We start from the raw sequence: 21,695 nt of genomic DNA, 5'->3' as shown, positions 1-21,695 counted from the left end.
CTAACACGCATTAAGGGGGTTATAATGGAAAAGAATAGTGAAGTCATCCAGACCCACCCACTTGTTGGCTGGGATATCAGTACCGTAGATAGCTACGATGCGCTGATGCTGCGTTTGCACTACCAGACCCCAAATCAACTCAACCGTGAAGAAGCGGAAGTTGGACAGACGCTGTGGCTAACAACAGACGTCGCCCGTCAGTTTATTTCTATTTTAGAAGCAGGTATTGCAAAAATAGAATCTGGCGACTACCAGGAAAATGAGTATAAACGGCACTAAGCTTATGCCCACTTTTCTCTCTACAGGCACCCTCGCGGTGCCTTATTTATTTCTCCCTTGTCTAACCCCGCGTTGTTAATTACTCTGCTAACAAAACATCAGTTTATGAGATGCATATGAGATACGACTTAATCATTATTGGCAGCGGCTCCGTAGGATCTGCCGCAGGCTATTACGCAACACAGGCTGGTCTGAAGGTTCTGATGATCGATAGCCATCTGCCTCCTCATGCGGAAGGCAGCCATCATGGCGATACCCGCCTCATCCGCCATGCGTACGGTGAAGGTGAACGCTACGTTCCGCTGGTGCTTCGCGCCCAGACGCTGTGGGATGAACTGGCGAAACAGACCGAAGATCGTATTTTCGAACGTACGGGCGTCATCAACCTGGGTCCGGCACATTCTGCGTTTCTCGCTGGCGTCGAACGCAGCGCGAAAGCGTTTAATCTGGGCGTTGAGAAGCTGGATGCGACGGGCATTACCGCACGCTGGCCCGAAATTACCGTCCCGGACGATTATATTGGCCTCTTTGAAGCCCACTCCGGGGTGCTCCATTGCGAAACGGCGATCAAAACCTGGATCGAGCTTGCTGCGAAGGCAGGCTGCGCGCAGCTGTTCAACTGTCCGGTAGAGGCCATCACCCATGATGATAATGGCGTCACGGTCACCACTATTGACGGCGATTATTCAGCGTCCCGCCTGCTGGTCAGCGCAGGTACCTGGGTTACCCGCCTGCTGCCCGATCTGCCGATCCAGCCGGTGCGCAAGGTCTTCTCCTGGTTCCAGTCGGATGGCCGTTACAGCGCCCAGAATAAATTCCCGGCCTTCACCGGCGAATTACCCAATGGCGACCAGTTCTACGGCTTCCCGTCAGAAAAAGACGCGCTGAAAATCGGTAAACACAACGGCGGCCAGGCGATCTCCTCCCCTGAAGAGCGTAAACCTTTCGGCGCCTTCCCACAGGATGGTTCAGAGGCCTTCTCGTTCCTGCGCACTATTCTTCCGGGCATTGGCGGCTTGCTGTATGGTGCGGCCTGTACCTACGACAATACGCCGGATGAAGACTTTATCATTGATACGCTGCCGGGGCATGACAACACCCTGCTCATCACCGGACTGAGCGGCCACGGCTTTAAGTTTGCTTCCGTTCTGGGTGAAATCGCCGCGCAGTTTGCCCAGGGCATTGCGCCGCAGTTTGATCTGACGCCCTTCTCCCTCTCGCGTTTTAACGGATAATCCGCACGGGCTCCGGAGGTCACGGGGCCCGCTTCATTCACACCGCATGTTGGGGCGTTATGCGCAAGATCGTTAGCTTTCTGATGAATAATATTCGCGAGCATTTTATGCTCTATCTCTTATTGTGGGCGCTGCTGGCCATTATTGATTTTGTTTACATTGTATTTTACTGAAAACCCAGACTGACAAGAATTGACATTACTTTATCTTTATTGAAACTCATAATTTCATCTTGCACGAAGAGATTGAATTAGCGCTAGCGATCCTTTTCAAAATTGCTGAAATAAATAAAATAAAAATCAATAGCCAATTATTTCAGTTGCAATATCCCGCCTTCCCGTTCATTTTTACCCTTCGGTTAATTTGAAAATGGACATTCTGATGCAATGGCGTAACTCCTCCCGGCGCTACGGAATAATATCCATAGGTTTGCACTGGATATTTGCTCTTGCCGTCTACGGTATGTTTGGACTTGGGCTCTGGATGGTCACGCTCAGCTATTACGATGGCTGGTATCACCAGGCGCCGGAATTGCATAAAAGCATTGGTGTCCTGCTGATGCTGGGGCTGGTTTTCCGCGTGATCTGGCGGCACATTTCCCCACCGCCCGCCGCGCAAAAGACTCACAGCAAATTTACCCGCGTCAGCGCAGTCGCCGCGCATATTGCCCTTTATGCGCTGCTGTTTGCCATCCTGATTAGCGGCTATCTTATTTCGACGGCTGACGGTAAGCCGATTAACGTTTTTGGCCTGTTCGAGGTTCCGGCAACCCTTAGCGATGCCGGCGCTCAGGCCGACACGGCGGGGGTTGTTCACCTCTGGCTCGCCTGGAGCGTGGTGATTCTGTCCGTGCTGCACGGGCTTGCCGCCCTCAAACACCATTTTATTGATAAAGACGATACGCTAAAGCGCATGCTTGGCCGCTCGTCAGTTGACTCTGGAGCATAAAAAGAAAAACACCTGCTGGGTATCGCACTGGGTTCTCTGTTATTCTCCGCCGGCTCCGCCGTGGCGGCGGATTATAAAATAGATAAAGAGGGCCAGCACGCTTTCGTCAATTTCCGTATTCAGCACCTGGGATATAGCTGGCTGTACGGCACCTTTAAGGATTTTGACGGCACATTCACCTTTGACGAAAAAAATCCCGCAGCCGATAAAGTCAATGTGACCATTAATACGAACAGCGTCGACACGAACCACGCAGAGCGCGATAAACACCTGCGCAGTGGGGAATTCCTCAACGTCGCGAAATTCCCGCAGGCGACCTTCACTTCTACTGAGGTGAAGAAAGAGGGTGATAAGCTGAATATTACCGGCAACCTGACGCTTAACGGCGTAACCAAACCGGTCACGCTTGATGCGAAATTACTGGGCCAGGGTGACGATCCGTGGGGCGGTAAACGCGCAGGCTTCGAAGCGGCAGGGAAAATTCACCTGAAAGATTTTAATATCACAACGGATTTAGGCCCGGCGTCTCAGGACGTGGAGCTGATTATTTCCGTTGAAGGTGTACAGCAGAAATCATAATAACGTCGCCCGGCAGGCTTTTGCCGTGCCGGGCGTTATTATCATTCCGGGTCAGGGATACCCAGTTTGGTATTCAGACGACCGCGAGATTTATTGAAAATCTTGTTGCCGTTTTCACGTCCTGCGCGACGGCGACGCTGCTCTTCTTCCGGCAGGATGCTCTCTTCGCTGCATAACTCGCTACAGCAACCGTTAAACTTCTCGGCACAGGCCGGGCACTGAATGAACAGCAGATGACAACCGTCGTTTTTGCAGTTGGTGTGGGTATCGCACGGCGCGCCGCACTGGTGGCACTGGGCGATGACGTCATCCGAAATACGTTCACCCATACGCTCGTCAAAGACAAAGTTTTTCCCGATAAAGCGTACCGGCAGCCCCTGTTCACGGGCTCGGCGAGCGTACTCAATAATGCCGCCTTCAATGTGCCAGACTTTATTGAAGCCGTTGTGCTTCATCCACGCGCTGGCTTTCTCACAGCGGATACCGCCGGTGCAGTACATAACGATCTTTTTATCTTTATGCTCCTGCATCATCTCAACCGCTTTCGGCAGTTGCTCGCGGAAGGTATCCGCCGGAATCTCCATCGCATTCTCGAAATGCCCCACTTCATACTCATAGTGGTTACGCATATCGATGAACACGGCATCCGGATCGTCCAGCATCGCATTCACTTCCGCCGCCTTCAGATATTCACCGACGTCCGCCGGGTTAAACTCCGGATCGTCGATACCGTCCGCCACGATGCGTTCACGCACCTTCATGCGCAGCACCCAGAAGGATTTCCCGTCATCATCCAGGGCAATGTTCAGGCGTAAGCCGTTAAGGGCCGGGTCAAATTGATAAAGTACGTCGCGGAAGGCGCTGACTTTGCTTTCCGGTACGCTAATCTGCGCGTTGATGCCTTCACGGGCAAGGTAGACGCGGCCGAAGACGTTCAGCGCCGTGAACGCCTGATAAAGCGCATCTCGGGTCGCCTGCGGATCGTCGATCGTGAAGTATTTATAGAATGAGATGGTTGTGCGCGGTTCGGTTTCAGCCAACATACGCGCTTTTAACATCTCGTTCGAAACGCGGTTGTGTAACACTGGCATGGTGTACAGTCCTGGAGTCGTTAGAGAGAATGAAAAATCGGTCGGCATCATATAGCAAACAAAACCAATTTACATCCACACAATTTACGCTACATTTCACACACCCTGATTAATCAGGATTAACAATTGCTGTATTCGTGCACGCTTCGAAAGCAGATATTTTGGCTACGCCTCAAAAAATGAGACACTAGCGAAACAGGACGTTTGAACACAGGAAAGACATGACCCAGTTACCAACATTTACTGCCGCCCTTTTGCATCCCCGCTATTGGTTGACCTGGCTTGGCATCGGCTTTTTATGGCTTCTGGTACAGCTTCCCTACCCTGTTATTTTTCGGTTGGGTAAATTTCTGGGCCGTTTCGCACAACTGTTTATGAAGCGTCGCGCCAGAATCGCGTACCGCAACCTTGAGCTGTGTTTTCCGCAGATGAGCGACTCAGAGCGTCACAATATGGTCGCGAAGAACTTCGAATCCGTTGGGATGGGCCTTATGGAAACCGGCATGGCGTGGTTCTGGCCGGACAAACGCATGGCCCGCTGGAGCGAGGTAACGGGAACCGGCATGGATCCTGTACATACGCTTCAGGCCAACCAGACGGGCGTTCTGCTGATCGGCGTCCATTTTCTGACGCTGGAAATCGGGGCGCGTATGTTCGGCATGCAGGCGCCCGGCATTGGCGTTTATCGCCCTAACGATAACCCGGTCATCGATTTAATCCAGACCAATGGCCGCATGCGCTCCAACAAAAGCATGATCGACCGTAAAGATCTGAAGGGAATGATCCGTGCGCTGAAATCCGGCGAAGTGGTCTGGTATGCCCCCGACCACGACTATGGCCCACAGGCCAGCGTTTTTGTCCCCTTCTTCGCCGTTGAAGAGGCCGCCACAACCACCGGCACCTGGATGCTGGCGCGGATGTCCAAAGCCGCCATCGTACCCTTTGTTCCCCGCCGCAAGCCTGACGGTTCGGGCTACGAGTTGATGATGCTGGAACCGGAACTCGCGCCGCCGCTTGACGATGCAGAAACCACCGCGCGCTGGATGAACGGTATCGTAGAGAAATGCATCATGCTCGCACCTGAGCAGTACATGTGGTTGCACCGCCGCTTTAAAACGCGGCCAAAAGGCACGCCGTCCCGCTATTGATTTTCAGGATGCGATCCTCAGGGTCGCATCCTGTTTTAGCTTTAAAAGCTCCCCCTCATTGCGGCAATCATAACCCAGGCGCATAATTAGCAGGCTTATTACTTCTTGCTTCAGGTGCTAAGCACCTCATTATGCGGATTGTTATGTCACCTTCAGATGCCCCCATAAACTGGAAGCGTAACCTCACGGTTGCGTGGCTTGGCTGTTTTCTCACCGGCGCGGCGTTTAGCCTGGTCATGCCTTTTCTGCCGCTCTATGTTGAACAGCTGGGCGTGACGGGCCATAGCGCGCTCAATATGTGGTCCGGCCTGGTATTCAGCATCACGTTCCTGTTCTCCGCGATAGCCTCGCCCTTCTGGGGCGGCCTTGCCGACCGCAAGGGGCGTAAAATCATGCTGCTGCGCTCGGCGCTGGGGATGGCCATTATCATGGCGCTGATGGGCGTGGCGCAGAACGTCTGGCAGTTCCTGATTTTGCGCGCGTTGCTGGGTTTGCTGGGAGGATTTATTCCCAATGCCAATGCCCTGATTGCCACGCAAATTCCTCGCCATAAGAGCGGCTGGGCGCTGGGCACGCTCTCAACCGGCGGCGTAAGCGGTGCCCTGCTGGGGCCACTGGCCGGCGGACTCATGGCCGATAGCTATGGCCTGCGTCCGGTGTTCTTTATCACCGCCTGCGTGCTGTTCCTGTGCTTTGTTGTCACCCTGCTCTGTATTCGGGAAAACTTCACGCCCGTTGCGAAGAAAGAGATGCTACACGCCAGGGAGGTGCTGACCTCGCTTAAAAATCCCAGACTGGTGCTGAGCCTGTTCGTGACGACCCTGATTATTCAGGTCGCAACCGGATCGATTGCCCCTATCCTCACGCTGTACGTTCGCGATCTGGCGGGGAACGTCAGCAATATCGCGTTTATCAGCGGGCTGATTGCGTCCGTGCCCGGGGTGGCGGCGCTGCTTAGCGCGCCGAGGCTGGGGAAACTGGGGGACCGCGTCGGTCCGGAAAAAATTCTGATCTGTGCGCTGGTGATCTCCGTCCTGCTGCTGATCCCCATGTCGATGGTGCACTCTCCGTGGCAGCTGGGCTTACTTCGCTTTTTGCTTGGTGCCGCCGACGGGGCGTTGCTGCCCGCCGTACAGACCCTGCTGGTTTACAACTCCACGAACCAGATTGCCGGGCGGATCTTCAGCTATAACCAGTCATTTCGCGACATCGGTAACGTCACCGGACCGCTTCTCGGGGCGAGCATCTCCGCCAGCTTCGGTTTTCGCGCCGTCTTTATCGTGACGGCGGGCGTGGTACTGTTTAATGCAATTTATTCGTGGTTCAGTTTATCCCGCGCGCTACGGCCAGTGGCGGAATAAGACGAACGCCTGACGCTTATTTTCGCATTCATACTTGCAGAATCAGATATTCAGCTATTCTTTCCCTGAAACCTTCTGGAAAACAGGGAGACACCAATGACTATGTACGCCACGCTGGAAGAAGCTATTGATGCCGCTCGTGAAGAGTTCCTCGCCGACAACCCCGGCGTTGAAGAAGAAGATGCTGACGTGCAACAACTTAATATCCAGAAATACGTTCTGCAGGATGGGGATATTATGTGGCAGGCCGAATTCTTTGCCGATGAAGGTGAAGAAGGGGAATGCCTGCCGGTCCTGAGCGGTGAAGGTGCGCAGGCCGTCTTTGATGGCGACTATGATGAAATCGAACTGCGGCAGGAATGGCTGGAAGAGAACACATTGCACGAGTGGGATGAGGGCGAATTTCAGCTCGAGCCACCGCTGGATACGGAAGAAGGTCAAACCGCAGCCGATGAGTGGGACGAGCGTTAATTTACGCTACTCGTAAGGGCCGTGGCTGGCATCGATCGGCAGCAGCAGCGTGTCGAAAATTAGCGAGAATGGCAGATCCAGCACGGTGAGGTAGCGCCATGCGGAGTCTCGGAGATCCCATTTCACACCCGGGTAATACTGATTCCCGTGGCCCTGCCCTGGAATGGTGCGGCTGATGATGCTGCCGCAGCCGCTGAGCAGGCATGCCATCAGAACGACGATGATGATTCTCATGAGTAACCTCTAAAAAAATACCGGCGATTATGCCGGTATTTTAGTTGGCGGGAGGTGCTTCGCTTACCTGCCCTACTTAACCACTTACTTCGCCTTCAACGCCAGCGGGTTCAGCTTCAGTTCTTTATAGTAGTTTACCCACGAAGAGTATCTCTCCGGAGCGGACCATACGCGGTAGTGAAGACGCGCCATCGTAACCGGGTCGCTCAACAGGACCAGACGACGGTCACGGTTGAGTTTTTCCGGGGTCTCGTTCAGCGCCTGCTCAACGTGACGATCGCGGGCAATCTCCAGCACCTGGCTGGCGCGGTGACGCGCCGTCGCCATTGCCGTCGCCAGGGCGTTGAATGACGGGTTAAACACGGCGTGCATAAAGCCGTCATCCAGCGTGCGATTGCGGTTCTGCTCGAGATAACGATCGGTGTCTACCAGCACCTGCGGCGGGGAATACTCTTCCGGGATCAGGAACAGCTTCCAGCGTTTGGTCCGCAGCCCCACCGTCGAACGGCTGGAGATCACGGAGACAAACGGCGACAGGATCAGCGAGAAGACAATCGGCGCCAGCCAGAACAGGAAGCGCAGATCCAGCCACGCCATCCCTGCCGCCCACACCAGACCCAGCAGCAGCTGAGAACCATGGCGCATAAAGGCTTCGCTCCACGGCGTGGAGTCGTCATCACGCTGCGGTGAGTTCCAGACCACTTCCCAGCCCAGGAACGCACTGACCACGAACACGGTGTGGAACAGCATACGCACCGGTGCCAGCAGCACGGAGAACAGCACTTCCAGCAGCAGTGAAAGGGTCACGCGGAAGAAACCGCCGTACTCTTTTGAGCCTTTGCACCAGATCAGGATGATGCTGAGCAGCTTAGGCAGGAACAGCAGCACCATGGTGGAGGCAAACAGCGCAATCGCCAGTTCCGGACGCCACTGCGGCCACACCGGGAACAGCTGGCGCGGCTGCAGGAAGTATTGCGGCTCCGTCAGGGCATGGACGACCTGCAGCGCTGTGGAGAGCGCAAGGAACATAAACCACAGCGGTGCGGAGAGATACGACATCACGCCCGTCAGGAACACCGCGCGGTGAACCGGGTGCATCCCTTTCACCAGGAACAGGCGGAAGTTCATCAGGTTACCGTGACACCAGCGGCGGTCACGCTTGAGCTCGTCCAGCAGGTTCGGCGGCAGCTCTTCGTACGATCCCGGCAGGTCGTAGGCAATCCAGACGCCCCATCCGGCACGACGCATCAGCGCCGCTTCCACGAAGTCATGTGACAGAATAGAACCGGCAAACGAACCCTCGCCCGGCAGCGGCGCCAGCGCACAGTGCTCAATGAACGGCTTCACGCGGATGATGGCGTTGTGACCCCAGTAGTGGGATTCACCCAGCTGCCAGAAGTGCAGACCTGCCGTGAACAGCGGCCCGTAAACACGGGTGGCGAACTGCTGACAGCGCGCATAGAGCGTGTCCATACCGGACGCTTTTGGCGAAGACTGAATGATACCCGCGTTCGGGTTGGCTTCCATCAGACGCACCAGACCGCTCAGGCAGTCACCGCTCATGACGGAGTCAGCATCCAGCACCACCATGTAGCTGTACTGGTTACCCCAGCGGCGGCAGAAGTCATCGATGTTACCGCTTTTACGCTTCACACGACGGCGGCGGCGACGGTAGAAGATCTGCCCTTCGCCCTGCACTTCTGCAATCAGCTCCATCCACGCTTTTTGTTCTGCCACGCAGATATCCGGGTTGTAACTGTCGCTCAGGATGTAAACGTCAAAATGCTCCGCGTTGCCGGTGGCCTTCACGGACTCCCAGGTGGCACGCAGGCCCGCAAACACGCGGTCAACGTCTTCGTTACAGATAGGCATAATCAGCGCGGTACGGTGCTCAGGATTGAGGGGTTCATCCCCGACCGTTGACGCCGAAATGCTGTATTTGTCACGCCCAATCAGCAGCTGCAGGAAGCCCATCAGCGCGGTCCAGAAACCGGCCGAGACCCAGCAGAAGAGAACCGCGAACAGCAGAAGGATGCCGCTCTGCAGGATATACGGCAGCAGCTGCATGAAGGAGACCCAGAGATCCTGGCCCATCATGTCCATCGGGTTGATGAACGCCCAGCCCTGATACGGCAGGATAGTTTTCATATACCAGGTCGCGACGACCGTCTGCGCCAGCGTCAACAGCAGCAGGATGTAGCGACGGATGGTCCCCACGGTACGCCATTTCTGTTCGGAAGCCTGCTCTTCTTTCGTCAGGCGTGACAGATAGCGCGGCGTCACATCACGCCCGCGCAGGCGATCCCAGAAGCGGCCCACCGGGTTGGTGCGCCACGGATCGGGGAACATTGAGGAACGCGTGGCCTTCGGCATCGCCTGAAGCTGATCGCGCCCTTCGTCGTCTTTAATCAACTGCCCTTCTGCCAGCGAGTCCGGCCAGGCCTGCTCCAGACGTGCCTTTACTGACCCCAGCGGCGTGTCATCATCACGGGAAAACTGACGATGTTCGCCATCCAGCGCGGTGTGAACCGCGCGGATGTCGCTCTTAGGCAGTGCCGCTTTTTCGATATCCGTCAGCGGCATGGCATCAATATATTCAGATGTATTATTCATTGGCAGGTAGCTGATAGCTCCAGGTTTCACTCAGCGGCTGATCGTTACTGACCAGCGCAGCACGCATTTCAGTGGTCTGTTTCGGATCTTTCACTTTCACGCGCAGGGTCAGACGCCAGCCTTTGGTTACCGGGTTGTAACGCACGGTATTTTCAACGATTTCACCGTTATCACCGATGCTGGCCTGAGCGGCAACGGCGGTGTCCGGTGACAGTTTCTTCATATCCTGGCCTGTAAAGTCCACGACAAAGGCCACGGTACCGTCAGGCTGACGGATAAGATTAGACTGCTTCACATCACCCGTTGAACGGCGAGTCTGCATCACATACGCGTTATCCGGCGCATGCAGCTTATCTTCGTCGCGGCTGAAGGTGATGGTGTACTTGAAGTTCATCTCTTTACCGGCTTCCGGCAGCTGATCCGGCGTCCAGTAAGCCACGATGTTATCGTTGGTTTCGTCGTTGGTTGGAATCTCAACCAGCTCAACCTTACCTTTACCCCAGTCACCGTTTGGCGTGACCCAGGCGCTTGGACGCTGGTCATAGCGGTCGTCCAGATCTTCAAAGCGTGAGAACTGACGGCCACGCTGCAGCAGGCCAAAACCTTGCGGGTTTTCCATCGCGAAGCTGCTCACCGCCAGATGTTTCGGGTTGTTCAGCGGACGCCAGATCCACTCTCCGTTACCGGCATGAATAGACAGACCGTTGGAGTCGTGCAGTTCCGGGCGGAAGTTAGTGGCCGGAGACGGCTGGTTCGGCCCAAACAGGAACATGCTGGTCAGTGGTGCAACGCCCAGTTTGCCCACTTTATCACGCAGGTAAACCTTGGACTGCACGTCAACCACGGTGTCACGACCCGGCATAATCACAAAGCGATAGGCGCCGGTCGCACGCGGTGAATCCAGCAGCGCGTAAATGGTCAGACGTTTATCCGTTGGTTTTGGACGTTCAATCCAGAACTCACGGAAACGTGGGAATTCTTCACCTGATGGCAGCGCGGTATCAATCGCCAGTCCGCGCGCAGAAAGCCCGTATACCTGCCCCGCGCCAATCACGCGGAAATAGCTGGCACCCAGCATGCTGACGATTTCGTCGTTTTTATCTTTGCTGTTGATCGGGTAAAGCACCTTAAAGCCTGCGAAGCCCAGGTCTTTCACCGTATCTTTATCGTGTTGCACATTGCCAAAATTGAAGTAATCCGGGCTGTATTTGATCTTACGTACCGCTGTGGCCGTCACTTCGTTGATGGCAACAGGCGTGTCGAAATACATACCCTGATGATAAAACTCAAGCTTGAACGGGGTCTTGATGTTGCTCCAGTAGGCTTTGTCGTGATTGAACTGGATCTGCTGATAGTCCGCATATTTCATATCGCGGAAAACGGAGGGCAAGTTACTTTTCGGCGCTTCGTAGCTCTTGCCAGCCATCGATTTTGCCTGTTTTGCGACATCGTCGATGTTAAAGGCCAGTGCCGATGAGGTATACAGTGATAACACCACTGCAGCACCTAACCAACGCATTTTCATCATCTGTGGTTTATGTTTCATAATAAGTAAGCACTTCCCCCTTTGTGTGCTTATATCGATCCGATCCATTTTAATGGAAACTCAGGCAATCCGACAACATTATCACTGCTTTGTTCAGCTGCTGGCTCATGGATTAAGCAAATGAAAGAACCCATTATTCACTTTGCGTGCTTATCCTGGAGACAGGGTGTCGGTCTTGGTGTAGGGTTGCTTTCGAATGTAACCATTATGAGTCTTAGGGATAAGACGAAAAGTCTGAGAATGCACAACGTTATATGAGCACAACACCAACAGAACGTGAATATTTCCTCGACTCGATCCGGGCATGGCTGATGCTATTGGGGATCCCTTTTCACATATCACTGATTTACTCCAGCCACACCTGGCATGTGAATAGCCAGATGCCCTCCTGGTGGCTGACGCTGTTTAATGACTTTATTCACGCCTTCCGTATGCAGGTGTTTTTTGTCATCTCCGGCTATTTCTCTTACATGCTGTTTCTGCGATACCCGCTTAAACGCTGGTGGAAGGTGCGCGTCGAGCGCGTGGGGATCCCCATGCTGACCGCGATTCCGCTACTGACGCTGCCTCAGTTCATTATGCTGCAGTACGTCAAAGGCAAAGCGGAAAACTGGCCGAATCTGTCACTGTATGAAAAGTACAATACGCTGGTCTGGGAGCTGGTGTCTCACCTGTGGTTCCTGCTGGTCCTGGTGGTGCTCACTACGGTGAGCCTGTTCATTTTCAGCCGCCTGCGTCACCACCTGAGTTCGAGAGCTGACGCCTTTTTCGCCACCGTTACGCTGGGCAAACTGTCGGTGCTCTTCTTACTGTTGGGTATCGCTTACGCCGCGGTGAGACGCATCCTGTTTATCGTCTATCCACCGATACTGAGCGACGGCCTGTTTAATTTTGTGGTGATGCAGTCCCTTTTCTACATTCCGTTCTTTTTAATCGGCGCGCTGGCGTTTATTTACCCGAAGCTGAAAGCGCTGTTTACTACCCCGTCACCGTGGTGTGCTGTGGGTGCGGCCATCGCGTTTGCGGCCTATCTGCTGAACCAGCGCTACGGGAGCGGTGACGCCTGGATGTACGAAACGGAAAGCGTGATCACCATGCTGCTGGGTTTATTGATGGTGAACGTAGTATTCGCGCTCGGCCACCGCCTGCTGAACTTTAAGTCCAGCCGCGTGACCTACTTCGTGAATGCGTCGCTGTTTATTTATCTGGTGCATCACCCGCTCACGCTCTTCTTCGGGGCTTACATCACCCCGCATATCGCCTCCAACACGCTGGGCTTCTTTACCGGTCTGGTGTTTGTCGTGGGGATTGCGATCGTGCTCTATGAAATCCACCTGCGGATCCCGCTTCTGCGTTTCCTCTTCTCAGGAAAACCTCAGGTAAAAGCCTCATAAACAACCGCGGCGCACTCAGTGCGCCGCGTTTGCTTCAGGTGTCCAGTTCCTGCCCGCGCTGGGTCAGCAACCGTTGATAAAGGTGGGTGGTTTCTTCATCGAAACAGACAAAGATTACTTTCTCAGGCATCGGTTTTAGCGACAGATAGCGGTAAACGGTGTCGACGGCGATCGTAGCGGCAGCAGCCTTAGGATAGCCATACACCCCCGTACTGATGGCCGGGAACGCCATTGTTTTATAGCCGTTGTCGGCAGCCAGCCGCAGACAGTTTCGGTAAGCCTCTTCCAGAATACTCGCCTCGTGCCGATCGCCACCGTGCCAGACAGGCCCTACGGCGTGGATCACCGCTTTGGCAGGCAGATCGCCCGCAAGCGTAATGACCGCATGGCCGGGAGGACATTCGCCCTGCTGTTGCCGTACGGTTTTGCAGGCTTCCAGCAGCTGCGGTCCGGCAGCCCGGTGGATAGCCCCGTCCACACCGCCTCCCCCCATCAGGGAGGGATTGGCCGCATTGACGATGACGTCGACGTGCATGGTCGTAATATCACCATGAATAACTTCAATTTGCGGTTTCATAAAGCCCCTCTGCAACCCGCCTTTTTATTAAGTGTACCGCAGGGCTGCCCGGGAGAAAAAACTATCAGAAAAAATCCTCTTCCGCACAAAGCGGAAGAGAGAACGCTATCGATACTGGATTTCGACAACCGCGAGCGTTTTTTCAGGGTTAAGGTATTTCATGCGGAGCGACACCAGATCTGAATCGGACACTTTGCCATTAAGCGCCTCTTCATAACTGACCATGCGCGTTTGCATACGATTATTATCCGGACAGGACATAGCAAACTGTCTCTGCTGCGGCGTAACTTCACAGGGGTCTGCAACAATGGCACCGCGAAAATGAATAACGCCACCGTTCACAATGGTAGCCGAATAAACCGGGAGGCTAAAAACAGAAACAATCAGGCCCAGACCCGTCACGAGTCGAGCGAAAGAGTGGTTCATTATCGGTACTCCTCAATGAAAATCGTCCTTGAGGGGTAAACGCACTTCATTATGACAAACGAAGTCTCACGTTAAGGAACATAATGACCTGATCCCTGATATCAGCATAGCTCAACGGCACAGACCCGCCACATTCGCAACACATTGATTTCATGAATGATTAAAGCGAACGTTCCGCTGGCGACCACTGCTGTGATAAATGAAGCGATTTACCGTCTGAAACGGTGACAACGATTTTTACCGTGTCTCCCGCATTAATATTTAAACTCAGGCGCATTAAATCAATCGTCTGATTAGCGGGTATAAAAAGGGTATTTTGCTGTCGGGACGAACTTTGTCCCCCCTGCCCTTCCCGAACGGAAACAATCTGAACCTGACAATCACACGGCTGCGCCAGGGTGACCTGAGGAATAATGGTGGTCATATTTTCCTGCTGCGACGTTTTGAAAGTTATCTGGCTGGAAAGCGCGGCAAGAAGAATTAAGGTATTCATGATGAACTCCCGAAAAAAAACAGGGCATCAGCCCTGTTTTTTTGTAGCACAGATTTCAGTATCAGTACTGATGAGCTGTCGCGTGGTTACCAAAACCAATCTGGGTAACGTTGACAGTAGAGTTAGAGGCAGTCTGGTCGACGAGGGCGCCGTTAAAGCCGCCGGACTGGCTAACGTTCATAACAGATTTTTTGCTGTTCCACTGATCCAGTGTTGCACTGTTGCCAAATCCTTTCTGGGTCAGGTTGATTTTACTGTCATCAGAACCCTGACCAACGTCAGCGCCGTTACCGCCACCTTTCTGGGTAATATTCAGCACGGAATTTCTGGCGTCTGTCTGCAGAGCAACCGCGGAGTTACCGCCACCGTCCTGATAAATATTCAGGGTTGAATTTGGGCCACTGTATCCGCCATGACCATGCCCATGACCCCAGCCGCCCTGATTAATAGAACCCGCCATAGCACTACCAGAAACTACGATTGCTGCAAGCGCTGCCACTTTGAGAAATTTCATGGTAAACCCCCATCGGATTGATTAAAATCGTCGCGAATGCGCTAATGTTGAATAACGTTAATCGCCATTTGCGACTGTTTCTGCACTACAACTGCGGTTTTCTGCGTACCGTACTGCGTAATATTTGCTCTATTACCCGACCCTTTCTGGATAATTTTCGCGCTATTACCGTATCCCTCTTGCGTAATACCTGCATCATTCGCGGTACCGCTCTGATCGATCCAGGCTATATTGTAACTCCCTGATTGATCAACTCTTGCTCTGTTGCCCGCCCCATCCTGTGAAACAATGGACAAGAGTTTTGAACCTTCCTGGCGAACCTGAGCGTCATTAAAAACACCCTGTTGACCAATAATGGCTGCCTGATTGAGTGATGAAAGACTTAATTCGTTAACCGCAAAGTTATATTCAGCATTGGCTAAATCTGAATTCGCTGCGGTTACAAATCCAGGCGCACCCAGTAATGTAAACACCATAAATAACGATGTGTATTTCATGTTGTCACCCTGGACCTGGTTATTTAATCACGCCATAACCTATAACCGTGTTACTTGTAAAAACGATGCATATTGTGTTAACGCGTCGTTACGGTGAAGAGTATGTCCGCTGAAACATTTTAAATATCTCACCCGCGCGGCTTATTTTTATTTTTCGGATCACCACAAAGTCGTAATTTACGACAAAAATCACTTTACTCAGGCCAGCTTATATTTTTTATTTCCCCTGTCCAACAATCAGGTTGTACAACGAGGCGAAGGCTGTCCACGCGTCTTCTCGCGTTGTTTAAACGTAACGGCAGAAGGACACTTTTTCACAGTCGTGACACGAAGCCCGTTTTCTTAAGCCAGACAACCGCGCATTTATGGGCTTAGAAATAATCTGTACCTCATACTGTTTTATCGTTCGCATAAAATAACAAATATACTTAAAAATCAATGATATATAAATATTTGTATGATTTTTAAAAACTGTGCACCTCTATTTAGATGTACAACTTTCTCATCATTTCTCGCCATTCATCACAAGTGATTTTCACAAATTAATATTGATTTTTACATTCGGTTACATGTTTAACACTTGCTTTAAACTTCGTAAAAGCTAGATTGAAATTAGATGTACGAAATTGGTTTTATATTTACCTCCCCGTGGAGGTTATGGTCTGATTCTACACACAGCAGTGCAACATCTGTCAGTACTTCTGGTGTCCTCTATTAAACAGGAGGACAGCTGCCAGGTGCCAAAAAAAAGTGGGGTTTCATCATGTATAATGAAGTCCATAGTTTACATGGTCATACATTACTGTTGATCACAAAACCTTCTTTGCAAGCGACAGCGTTATTACAACATTTAAAGCAATCTTTATCACTGAACGGGAAATTGCATAATATTCAACGTTCTTTTGATGATATTGCACCTGGCAGCATCATTCTGTTCGATATGATGGAAGCTGATAAAAAGCTCATCCATTACTGGCAAGATATTTTAAGCAGGAAAAACAATAATATCCGCGTGCTATTATTGAATACGCCTGATGAATATCCTTTCAGGGATATTGAAAGCTGGCCGCATATCAATGGCGTGTTCTACGTCACGGAAGAAGAAGACCGGGTAGTTGAGGGTCTGCAAGGCATATTGCGCGGAGAGTGTTATTTTTCGCAAAAGCTGGCCAGCTACCTAATCACGCACTCCGGAAATTATCGCTATAACAGCTCAGAGTCAGCACTGCTCACGCACCGTGAGAAAGAGATCCTGAATAAGTTACGCATTGGTGCTTCAAATATTGAAATCGCCCGTTCGTTATTTATCAGCGAAAATACGGTAAAGACGCACCTTTATAATCTTTTCAAGAAGATAGCTGTAAAAAACCGAACTCAGGCGGTTTCGTGGGCAAACGATAACCTCAGGCGTTAATCACATGAAGCGCACGTTGAGTTGGATCGCCGCAGCGAGTTTCCTGCTCGCTGCCGGGAATCTGAAGGCCGTCGAGGTCGAAGTTCCCGGATTGTTAACAGACCACACTGTCTCATCGGTCGGGCACAGTTTTTACCGAGCCTTCAGTGACAAATGGGACAGTACTTTTACCGGAAATATAACAATCAACGAGCGGCCCAGTGCACGATGGGGAAGTTGGATAACAATAACGGCCAATCAGTACGTTATTTATCAAACGTTTTTATTCCCCACTAAAATGGACTTCGATAAAAACGTAGCCCTGGCACTGGCCCAATCAGAAGACGCTATTAATCGCCTGCAAATAGATAAAGCCCTATTAAGCACCAGCGATTTAGCTAAAGACGAGTTCTAGCGAACCGATATGCGGAGGCTGTCATGCGTATTGCATATGCAGTTGTTTCGATAATGCTAATAACACCTATAAGCTGGGCCGGAAATATGACGTTTCAGTTCCGTAACCCTAACTTTGGCGGTAACCCTAACAACGGCGCCTTTCTGCTGAATGAAGCGCAGGCGCAAAACTCCTATAAGGACCCAAGCTTAAAGGATTTTAGCGTTGATACTCCATCCGCACTGGACAACTTCACTCAGGCTATCCAGTCGCAGATTTTAGGCGGGTTACTGACCAACATTAATACCGGCAAACCCGGCAGAATGGTGACCAACGATTTTATCGTTGATATCGCCAACACTGATGGACAGCTTCAGCTGAACGTGACCGATCGTAAAACCGGAAGGATCTCCACTATTCAGGTTTCCGGTCTACAAAGTAATTCAACTGACTTTTAAACAATAGCTAAATAAGGACAACGATCATGCAGCGCTTCCTGATATTTGTTGCAGTGTGCTTATTGAGCGGTTGTTTAACTGCTCCACCTAAAGAAGCTGCAAAACCAACATTAATGCCTCGGGCCCAGAGTTATCGTGATTTAACGCATTTACCTGCTCCAACGGGGAAAATATTTGTCTCCGTATACAACATTCAGGATGAAACCGGGCAATTTAAGCCTTACCCGGCAAGTAACTTCTCCACGGCCGTGCCGCAAAGCGCCACCGCGATGCTGGTTACCGCGCTCAAGGATTCGCGCTGGTTTATTCCGCTGGAACGTCAGGGTCTTCAGAACCTGTTGAATGAACGGAAAATCATTCGTGCCGCACAGGAGAATGGTACCGTCGCGGCCAATAACCGCACGCCTCTGGAATCTCTGGCGGCAGCGAACGTGATGATTGAAGGATCGATTATTGGTTACGAAAGTAACGTTAAATCGGGTGGTGCGGGCGCGCGGTACTTCGGTATCGGTGCGGATACCCAGTACCAGCTCGACCAAATCGCCGTTAACCTGCGTGTGGTCAACGTCAGTACAGGCGAAGTGCTCTCTTCGGTGAACACCAGCAAAACCATCCTGTCTTATGAAGTTCAGGCAGGGGTATTCCGCTTCATCGATTACCAGCGTTTGCTGGAGGGTGAAATTGGCTACACCTCTAACGAGCCGGTCATGATGTGTCTGATGTCGGCCATTGAAACCGGCGTGATCTTCTTAATCAACGACGGTATTGACCGCGGGCTGTGGGATCTGCAAAACAAAGCAGACGTGCAGAACCCGATACTGGTGAAATACCGCGATATGTCAGTCCCTCCGGAATCCTGACAGGAAGCGCATAAAAAAGGCGAGATGATTATCTCGCCTTTTTTTATTCGCTCACCGCCGTGATGTCTTGCGCTTTTTCCCGCCGCGACGCCAGCCAAAGACCGCTGTTTTTCATGGCATAGCCAAACAGCAACCCCAGCGCCAGGGAAGGCACCACCAGCTTCCAGTCACCCTGCCCTGCAAAGGTCGCGCACGCCCCGATAAAGGTGCCCGGCACAAACGAAAGCAGGAGATGCTTAGCCTGAATACACATCAGGAAGGCAACAACGCCCGTCATAATGTACCCCAGCATCTCCAGATGCGGCGCCAGCGCGCTGCCTTTCATGATCACCAGCGCCCAGATCACCCCGCTCATTAGCGTGCAGCCTGAGATAAAGAGCCCTTTGACGCCCCCCTGCGGGCAGGCGAAATAGGCCGTACAGCCAAGGAATCCAGCCCAGCTGAGCAATCCGAGAGACACGGCCACCCATCCCCAGAGCCCGGAGAGAATGCCCGTTGTTATTGCGATACAAAGTAATATGTTCATGGCGCGCATCTTAGCAGAAGCGCACCATAGAAATGCGATCAGAAGCACATTATGTGCAAATTGAAATGCGTCGTTGCAGGATTTATGTGATCTAAATCACTCTTCGTTCTCTTCTTCCAGCTCATCCCACATCGCCGCAATTGCGTCGCGGGTCAGCGGTGCCAGCGTTCTCCAGAATGGCGAGGCGGCGTGGGCTTCGACTTTCCCAAGGAATGTTCCGACCCACGGCAGCAGGTACGTTTCGAAAAGCGTTTCGATAGCTTCGTTCTCATCATCCCCGGCGTTATCTTCAATCCAGGAAGCGGCCAGCAGCAGCGTACCGATATGGTCCGCAGGCGTATCGCTCAGCGGCATACCGCGCGTGGAGAGGAAAGCACGGACTTCCGCTTCCGTCGCCCCTTCCTGCCAGGCAGAACGGTATGGCGAAACGCGGCACTCATCGCCGACGAACAGCGCATTGTAATCGGTCGCAATCTGCTGCATGTCGCAGCTTTTTTGCAGACGCGCCAGTAAATCATCCTGTTCCAGCGGCCAGTTCTCCGCCAGCTTACCTTCACGAATTAACGTAAAGAGCGGAACCAACAGCGGGTCTTGCGGCTGGCGATAATAGAGCGTACCCAGCACGCGGCAAAGGATGGAAAACTCGTTCATTTTTATTATTCCATTACACAATTAAAGATCGGCAAATTCGGCAATCGGCTCCATGCCGCGCGATTCGAGGAAATCGAGCATGCGGCGCGGAGTCACGTTCAGGATTTGCGCTTCCGGGAAGTTAACGTCATTGAGCACTTTCAGGCACTCGCTGAAATCACCCAGCGTAAAGGCGGTATGGGAATCCGAACCCAACGCCACCATGCCGCCCGCATCGCGTACGGCGGCGGCCACTTCGCGGCAGTTGGCTTCACTGCCCTTGCGCGAGTGAACAAAGGAGGAGTTGTTAATCTCCAGCGCCACGCGGTGCTTCGCTGCCGCCTGCGCGACAGCCTGAATATCAATCGGGTACTTCGGGTTGCCGGGGTGGCTGATAATGTGCACATTGCCGCTGGCAATGGTGGCAATCATCGCCGCGGTGTTGGTCTCTTTATCCTGAGGTGCAAAAACCGGCTCGTGGAAACCGGCGAGGATAAGATCCAGGGACGTCAGCATCGGCCCGGTGCAGTCGATCTCACCGTCGGTATTTTTGATATTCGCCTCGATGCCGCGGAGTATCCCAATGCCGTCCACCAGACGTGGCCAGATCCGCATATTCACAAAATGCCAGTAGTGCGGCGCATCCGCCATGTCCGGACCATGATCGGTGATCGCGAACAGCTTAATGCCTTTCAGCTTCGCCTGGGCGATATAATCATGGAGGTTGCTATACGCGTGGGTACTGGCGACGGTGTGCATATGCAGGTCAACGGGATACATCTCTCTCTCCTCTGCGGTTTTTCCAAAGGATAGCAGTTATCAGCGGCGAATATTAGCAAAAACCCGGCGAACGCCGGGTTTCTCTCAGTAGCCGCGCTGTCTGTCAACCTGGCCGGTGACCGCGTTACCCTTTTCCATTTCGCTGATGGTATAGGAAATGTACGCCACCGCTTCTGCCGGACGCGTCACGGCGGCCACGTGCGGGGTCATCGCCACGCGCGGATGCGCCCACAGTGGGCTTTCCACCGGCAGCGGCTCACGGCTATAGACATCCAGCATGGCGCCTTTTAGCTTTCCGCTGTCCAGCGCCTTCAGCAGATCGGGCTCGACCAGATGCACCCCGCGCGCCAGGTTCATCAGGTAGCTCTGATCGGCTAACTGGTTGAGCAAGGTTTCATTGATGATCCCTACCGTTTCCGCCGTGTTGGGCAGCAGATTGATCAGCACGCGCGTGCCGTTCAGAAAGGCCGGAAGCTCATCCGTTCCGGCAAAGCTCTCTACGCCCGGATAGTCCTTACGGCTGCGGCTCCAGCAGCGCAGCGGGAAGCCCCACGGAGCGAGGGCTTCAGCCACTTTTGAGCCCAGCACGCCCGCACCGAGGATGCCGATGGTAAAGTCTTCGCGACGGTAATCCGGCAGCGGCTCCCAGTGGGCCTGCTGTTTAAAGGCCTGATAGTCATCAAAGCGGCGGAACCAGTGCAGCACCTGGCTGACGGCATATTCCTGCATCTGCTGGCCCATTCCGGTATCCTCCAGGCGGAACAGGGGAATCGCTTCCGGCAGCATGTCAGGGTGCGCCTTCAGCTTGCTCAGAATGGAATCCACGCCCGCCCCCAGGGCAAAAACGGCCTTCAGCTTACGGCCCTGGAGCATTTCTACCGGCGGATGCCAGACCAGCGCATAGTCAGCATGTTCGTTATCTCCACGCTTCCACTCGCGAACGCGTGCCCCGGGTAAAGCTGCCGTGAGCGCCTCGATCCAGTAGGCCGTATCAAACGTGGGGTGATAGAAAAGTATATCCATAGTCATTCCTGCCTTTTATTGCGCTGATTTATTTTGCTTTTTAACGAGGTTGTCAGCATAACAAATTTATTGCGCGGCTGTGTTGCTGATAAAAAAGACGCTTTCAGCACAATTAAGAATCATGTTGCCTGAAGTTTGTCTAAACGCGCTAAATTACTGAAAAAGTGAGTTGACGGCAGTTCGGCTTTTCCTTACATTAGCGCCCGTCCCGTCAACAACGGGATG

26 protein-coding genes are annotated in these 21,695 nt (G+C 52.8%); 13 read left to right on the top strand and 13 right to left on the bottom strand.

What is annotated here, in order from left to right; all coding sequences use genetic code 11:
• The first annotated feature begins 24 nt into the window (after positions 1–24).
• From bssS to ACVCAM_RS24275, 5 genes are all read left to right on the top strand, one after another.
• Positions 25–279 carry a biofilm formation regulator BssS gene (gene bssS / locus ACVCAM_RS24295; RefSeq protein ID WP_008500827.1) on the top strand — a complete coding sequence of 85 codons (255 nt, stop codon included), beginning with the start codon at positions 25–27 and terminating at the stop codon, positions 277–279.
• Positions 280–395: 116 nt separating this feature from the next.
• Positions 396–1,514: an N-methyl-L-tryptophan oxidase gene (solA, locus tag ACVCAM_RS24290; RefSeq protein WP_193148439.1), complete on the top strand. Its 1,119-nt coding sequence runs from the start codon at positions 396–398 to the stop codon at positions 1,512–1,514.
• Between the two features lie 59 nt (positions 1,515–1,573).
• Positions 1,574–1,687: a DUF2770 family protein gene (locus ACVCAM_RS24285; RefSeq protein ID WP_021240776.1), complete on the top strand. Its 114-nt coding sequence runs from the start codon at positions 1,574–1,576 to the stop codon at positions 1,685–1,687.
• Positions 1,688–1,895: 208 nt separating this feature from the next.
• Complete coding sequence (locus tag ACVCAM_RS24280; RefSeq protein WP_023343748.1) at positions 1,896–2,462, top strand: cytochrome b; 567 nt, start codon at positions 1,896–1,898, stop codon at positions 2,460–2,462.
• 12 nt (positions 2,463–2,474) lie between these two features.
• A complete protein-coding gene (locus ACVCAM_RS24275; RefSeq protein ID WP_447093714.1) occupies positions 2,475–3,041 on the top strand; it encodes a YceI family protein in 567 nt (188 codons plus the stop codon).
• Positions 3,042–3,082: 41 nt separating this feature from the next.
• On the opposite strand, the gene trhO is transcribed toward ACVCAM_RS24275, so the two are convergent.
• Positions 3,083–4,132: an oxygen-dependent tRNA uridine(34) hydroxylase TrhO gene (trhO, locus tag ACVCAM_RS24270; protein WP_008500831.1), complete on the bottom strand. Its 1,050-nt coding sequence runs from the start codon at positions 4,130–4,132 to the stop codon at positions 3,083–3,085.
• A 221-nt stretch (positions 4,133–4,353) separates the two neighbouring features.
• Between trhO and ACVCAM_RS24265 the strand changes: the two genes are divergently transcribed.
• From ACVCAM_RS24265 to ACVCAM_RS24255, 3 genes are all read left to right on the top strand, one after another.
• Positions 4,354–5,280: a Kdo(2)-lipid IV(A) acyltransferase gene (locus ACVCAM_RS24265; RefSeq protein WP_047744959.1), complete on the top strand. Its 927-nt coding sequence runs from the start codon at positions 4,354–4,356 to the stop codon at positions 5,278–5,280.
• A 143-nt stretch (positions 5,281–5,423) separates the two neighbouring features.
• Positions 5,424–6,641 carry a multidrug efflux MFS transporter MdtG gene (mdtG, locus tag ACVCAM_RS24260; protein ID WP_021240779.1) on the top strand — a complete coding sequence of 406 codons (1,218 nt, stop codon included), beginning with the start codon at positions 5,424–5,426 and terminating at the stop codon, positions 6,639–6,641.
• A 96-nt stretch (positions 6,642–6,737) separates the two neighbouring features.
• A complete protein-coding gene (locus ACVCAM_RS24255) occupies positions 6,738–7,112 on the top strand; it encodes a MysB family protein (protein WP_008500834.1) in 375 nt (124 codons plus the stop codon).
• Positions 7,113–7,118: 6 nt separating this feature from the next.
• Here ACVCAM_RS24255 and ACVCAM_RS24250 read toward each other — a convergent pair whose 3' ends face one another.
• The 3 genes from ACVCAM_RS24250 to mdoG form a co-directional block, all read right to left on the bottom strand.
• Positions 7,119–7,346 (bottom strand): YceK/YidQ family lipoprotein, encoded by a 228-nt coding sequence (locus tag ACVCAM_RS24250; protein ID WP_008500835.1) that lies wholly within the window; start codon positions 7,344–7,346, stop codon positions 7,119–7,121.
• Between the two features lie 84 nt (positions 7,347–7,430).
• A complete protein-coding gene (gene mdoH, locus ACVCAM_RS24245) occupies positions 7,431–9,959 on the bottom strand; it encodes a glucans biosynthesis glucosyltransferase MdoH (RefSeq protein ID WP_407223232.1) in 2,529 nt (842 codons plus the stop codon).
• Positions 9,952–11,505, bottom strand: coding sequence for a glucans biosynthesis protein MdoG (gene mdoG, locus ACVCAM_RS24240; protein ID WP_021240787.1), 1,554 nt, complete (start codon positions 11,503–11,505; stop codon positions 9,952–9,954). Before mdoG ends, mdoH begins: the two co-directional genes overlap by 8 nt.
• Positions 11,506–11,759: 254 nt before the next feature.
• On the opposite strand from mdoG, the gene mdoC reads away from it, so the two are divergent.
• The gene (mdoC, locus tag ACVCAM_RS24235) at positions 11,760–12,899 is read left to right on the top strand and encodes a glucans biosynthesis protein MdoC (RefSeq protein ID WP_447093713.1); all 1,140 of its coding nucleotides are present in this window, start codon (positions 11,760–11,762) and stop codon (positions 12,897–12,899) included.
• Between the two features lie 34 nt (positions 12,900–12,933).
• Here the strand turns inward: mdoC and ymdB are convergent, their stop codons facing one another.
• The 5 genes from ymdB to csgB form a co-directional block, all read right to left on the bottom strand.
• Entirely contained in the window at positions 12,934–13,476 is a 543-nt protein-coding gene (gene ymdB / locus ACVCAM_RS24230) for an O-acetyl-ADP-ribose deacetylase (RefSeq protein WP_008500839.1), read from the bottom strand.
• Between the two features lie 105 nt (positions 13,477–13,581).
• A complete protein-coding gene (locus ACVCAM_RS24225; RefSeq protein ID WP_008500840.1) occupies positions 13,582–13,902 on the bottom strand; it encodes a type 1 fimbrial protein in 321 nt (106 codons plus the stop codon).
• A gap of 160 nt (positions 13,903–14,062) precedes the next feature.
• Entirely contained in the window at positions 14,063–14,395 is a 333-nt protein-coding gene (gene csgC, locus ACVCAM_RS24220; RefSeq protein ID WP_023343744.1) for a curli assembly chaperone CsgC, read from the bottom strand.
• Positions 14,396–14,456: 61 nt separating this feature from the next.
• Positions 14,457–14,909: a curli major subunit CsgA gene (csgA, locus tag ACVCAM_RS24215; protein WP_008500842.1), complete on the bottom strand. Its 453-nt coding sequence runs from the start codon at positions 14,907–14,909 to the stop codon at positions 14,457–14,459.
• A gap of 41 nt (positions 14,910–14,950) precedes the next feature.
• On the bottom strand, positions 14,951–15,406 hold the full coding sequence (csgB, locus tag ACVCAM_RS24210; protein ID WP_008500843.1) for a curli minor subunit CsgB: 456 nt from the start codon (positions 15,404–15,406) through the stop codon (positions 14,951–14,953).
• Between the two features lie 763 nt (positions 15,407–16,169).
• On the opposite strand from csgB, the gene csgD reads away from it, so the two are divergent.
• From csgD to csgG, 4 genes are read left to right on the top strand one after another with little or no spacing between them, the layout of a single operon-like run.
• On the top strand, positions 16,170–16,820 hold the full coding sequence (gene csgD, locus ACVCAM_RS24205) for a biofilm master transcriptional regulator CsgD (RefSeq protein ID WP_021240790.1): 651 nt from the start codon (positions 16,170–16,172) through the stop codon (positions 16,818–16,820).
• A 4-nt stretch (positions 16,821–16,824) separates the two neighbouring features.
• Positions 16,825–17,214 (top strand): curli production assembly/transport protein CsgE, encoded by a 390-nt coding sequence (gene csgE / locus ACVCAM_RS24200; RefSeq protein WP_407223231.1) that lies wholly within the window; start codon positions 16,825–16,827, stop codon positions 17,212–17,214.
• Positions 17,215–17,237: 23 nt separating this feature from the next.
• A complete protein-coding gene (csgF, locus tag ACVCAM_RS24195) occupies positions 17,238–17,651 on the top strand; it encodes a curli production assembly/transport protein CsgF (protein ID WP_008500846.1) in 414 nt (137 codons plus the stop codon).
• A gap of 26 nt (positions 17,652–17,677) precedes the next feature.
• Entirely contained in the window at positions 17,678–18,511 is an 834-nt protein-coding gene (csgG, locus tag ACVCAM_RS24190) for a curli production assembly/transport protein CsgG (protein WP_008500847.1), read from the top strand.
• 43 nt (positions 18,512–18,554) lie between these two features.
• Here csgG and ACVCAM_RS24185 read toward each other — a convergent pair whose 3' ends face one another.
• The 4 genes from ACVCAM_RS24185 to ghrA all read right to left on the bottom strand — a co-directional run bounded on the left by ACVCAM_RS24185 (position 18,555) and on the right by ghrA (position 21,470).
• A complete protein-coding gene (locus ACVCAM_RS24185; RefSeq protein ID WP_072203727.1) occupies positions 18,555–19,037 on the bottom strand; it encodes a DUF1097 domain-containing protein in 483 nt (160 codons plus the stop codon).
• Positions 19,038–19,133: 96 nt separating this feature from the next.
• Positions 19,134–19,688: a TorD/DmsD family molecular chaperone gene (locus ACVCAM_RS24180; protein WP_021240794.1), complete on the bottom strand. Its 555-nt coding sequence runs from the start codon at positions 19,686–19,688 to the stop codon at positions 19,134–19,136.
• Positions 19,689–19,709: 21 nt separating this feature from the next.
• Positions 19,710–20,447: a phosphatase gene (locus ACVCAM_RS24175; RefSeq protein WP_008500850.1), complete on the bottom strand. Its 738-nt coding sequence runs from the start codon at positions 20,445–20,447 to the stop codon at positions 19,710–19,712.
• 84 nt (positions 20,448–20,531) lie between these two features.
• A complete protein-coding gene (gene ghrA, locus ACVCAM_RS24170) occupies positions 20,532–21,470 on the bottom strand; it encodes a glyoxylate/hydroxypyruvate reductase GhrA (protein WP_407223230.1) in 939 nt (312 codons plus the stop codon).
• Between the last annotated feature and the right edge of the window lie 225 nt (positions 21,471–21,695).

Source organism: Enterobacter sp. CFEC122 (assembly GCF_052983755.1).
The sequence above is the reverse complement of the archived record's forward strand: the minus strand, read 5'-3'. Positions and strand labels throughout refer to the sequence as shown.

Bases quoted from the DNA above. Each gene is read 5' to 3' on its own strand.
- bssS (WP_008500827.1), top strand. From the start codon at position 25: ATGGAAAAGAATAGTGAAGTCATCCAGACCCACCCACTTGTTGGCTGG.
- solA (WP_193148439.1), top strand. From the start codon at position 396: ATGAGATACGACTTAATCATTATTGGCAGCGGCTCCGTAGGATCTGCC.
- ACVCAM_RS24285 (WP_021240776.1), top strand. From the start codon at position 1,574: ATGCGCAAGATCGTTAGCTTTCTGATGAATAATATTCGCGAGCATTTT.
- ACVCAM_RS24280 (WP_023343748.1), top strand. From the start codon at position 1,896: ATGCAATGGCGTAACTCCTCCCGGCGCTACGGAATAATATCCATAGGT.
- trhO (WP_008500831.1), bottom strand. From the start codon at position 4,132: ATGCCAGTGTTACACAACCGCGTTTCGAACGAGATGTTAAAAGCGCGT.
- ACVCAM_RS24265 (WP_047744959.1), top strand. From the start codon at position 4,354: ATGACCCAGTTACCAACATTTACTGCCGCCCTTTTGCATCCCCGCTAT.
- mdtG (WP_021240779.1), top strand. From the start codon at position 5,424: ATGTCACCTTCAGATGCCCCCATAAACTGGAAGCGTAACCTCACGGTT.
- ACVCAM_RS24255 (WP_008500834.1), top strand. From the start codon at position 6,738: ATGACTATGTACGCCACGCTGGAAGAAGCTATTGATGCCGCTCGTGAA.
- ACVCAM_RS24250 (WP_008500835.1), bottom strand. From the start codon at position 7,346: ATGAGAATCATCATCGTCGTTCTGATGGCATGCCTGCTCAGCGGCTGC.
- mdoH (WP_407223232.1), bottom strand. From the start codon at position 9,959: ATGAATAATACATCTGAATATATTGATGCCATGCCGCTGACGGATATC.
- mdoG (WP_021240787.1), bottom strand. From the start codon at position 11,505: ATGAAACATAAACCACAGATGATGAAAATGCGTTGGTTAGGTGCTGCA.
- mdoC (WP_447093713.1), top strand. From the start codon at position 11,760: ATGAGCACAACACCAACAGAACGTGAATATTTCCTCGACTCGATCCGG.
- ymdB (WP_008500839.1), bottom strand. From the start codon at position 13,476: ATGAAACCGCAAATTGAAGTTATTCATGGTGATATTACGACCATGCAC.
- ACVCAM_RS24225 (WP_008500840.1), bottom strand. From the start codon at position 13,902: ATGAACCACTCTTTCGCTCGACTCGTGACGGGTCTGGGCCTGATTGTT.
- csgC (WP_023343744.1), bottom strand. From the start codon at position 14,395: ATGAATACCTTAATTCTTCTTGCCGCGCTTTCCAGCCAGATAACTTTC.
- csgA (WP_008500842.1), bottom strand. From the start codon at position 14,909: ATGAAATTTCTCAAAGTGGCAGCGCTTGCAGCAATCGTAGTTTCTGGT.
- csgB (WP_008500843.1), bottom strand. From the start codon at position 15,406: ATGAAATACACATCGTTATTTATGGTGTTTACATTACTGGGTGCGCCT.
- csgD (WP_021240790.1), top strand. From the start codon at position 16,170: ATGTATAATGAAGTCCATAGTTTACATGGTCATACATTACTGTTGATC.
- csgE (WP_407223231.1), top strand. From the start codon at position 16,825: ATGAAGCGCACGTTGAGTTGGATCGCCGCAGCGAGTTTCCTGCTCGCT.
- csgF (WP_008500846.1), top strand. From the start codon at position 17,238: ATGCGTATTGCATATGCAGTTGTTTCGATAATGCTAATAACACCTATA.
- csgG (WP_008500847.1), top strand. From the start codon at position 17,678: ATGCAGCGCTTCCTGATATTTGTTGCAGTGTGCTTATTGAGCGGTTGT.
- ACVCAM_RS24185 (WP_072203727.1), bottom strand. From the start codon at position 19,037: ATGAACATATTACTTTGTATCGCAATAACAACGGGCATTCTCTCCGGG.
- ACVCAM_RS24180 (WP_021240794.1), bottom strand. From the start codon at position 19,688: ATGAACGAGTTTTCCATCCTTTGCCGCGTGCTGGGTACGCTCTATTAT.
- ACVCAM_RS24175 (WP_008500850.1), bottom strand. From the start codon at position 20,447: ATGTATCCCGTTGACCTGCATATGCACACCGTCGCCAGTACCCACGCG.
- ghrA (WP_407223230.1), bottom strand. From the start codon at position 21,470: ATGGATATACTTTTCTATCACCCCACGTTTGATACGGCCTACTGGATC.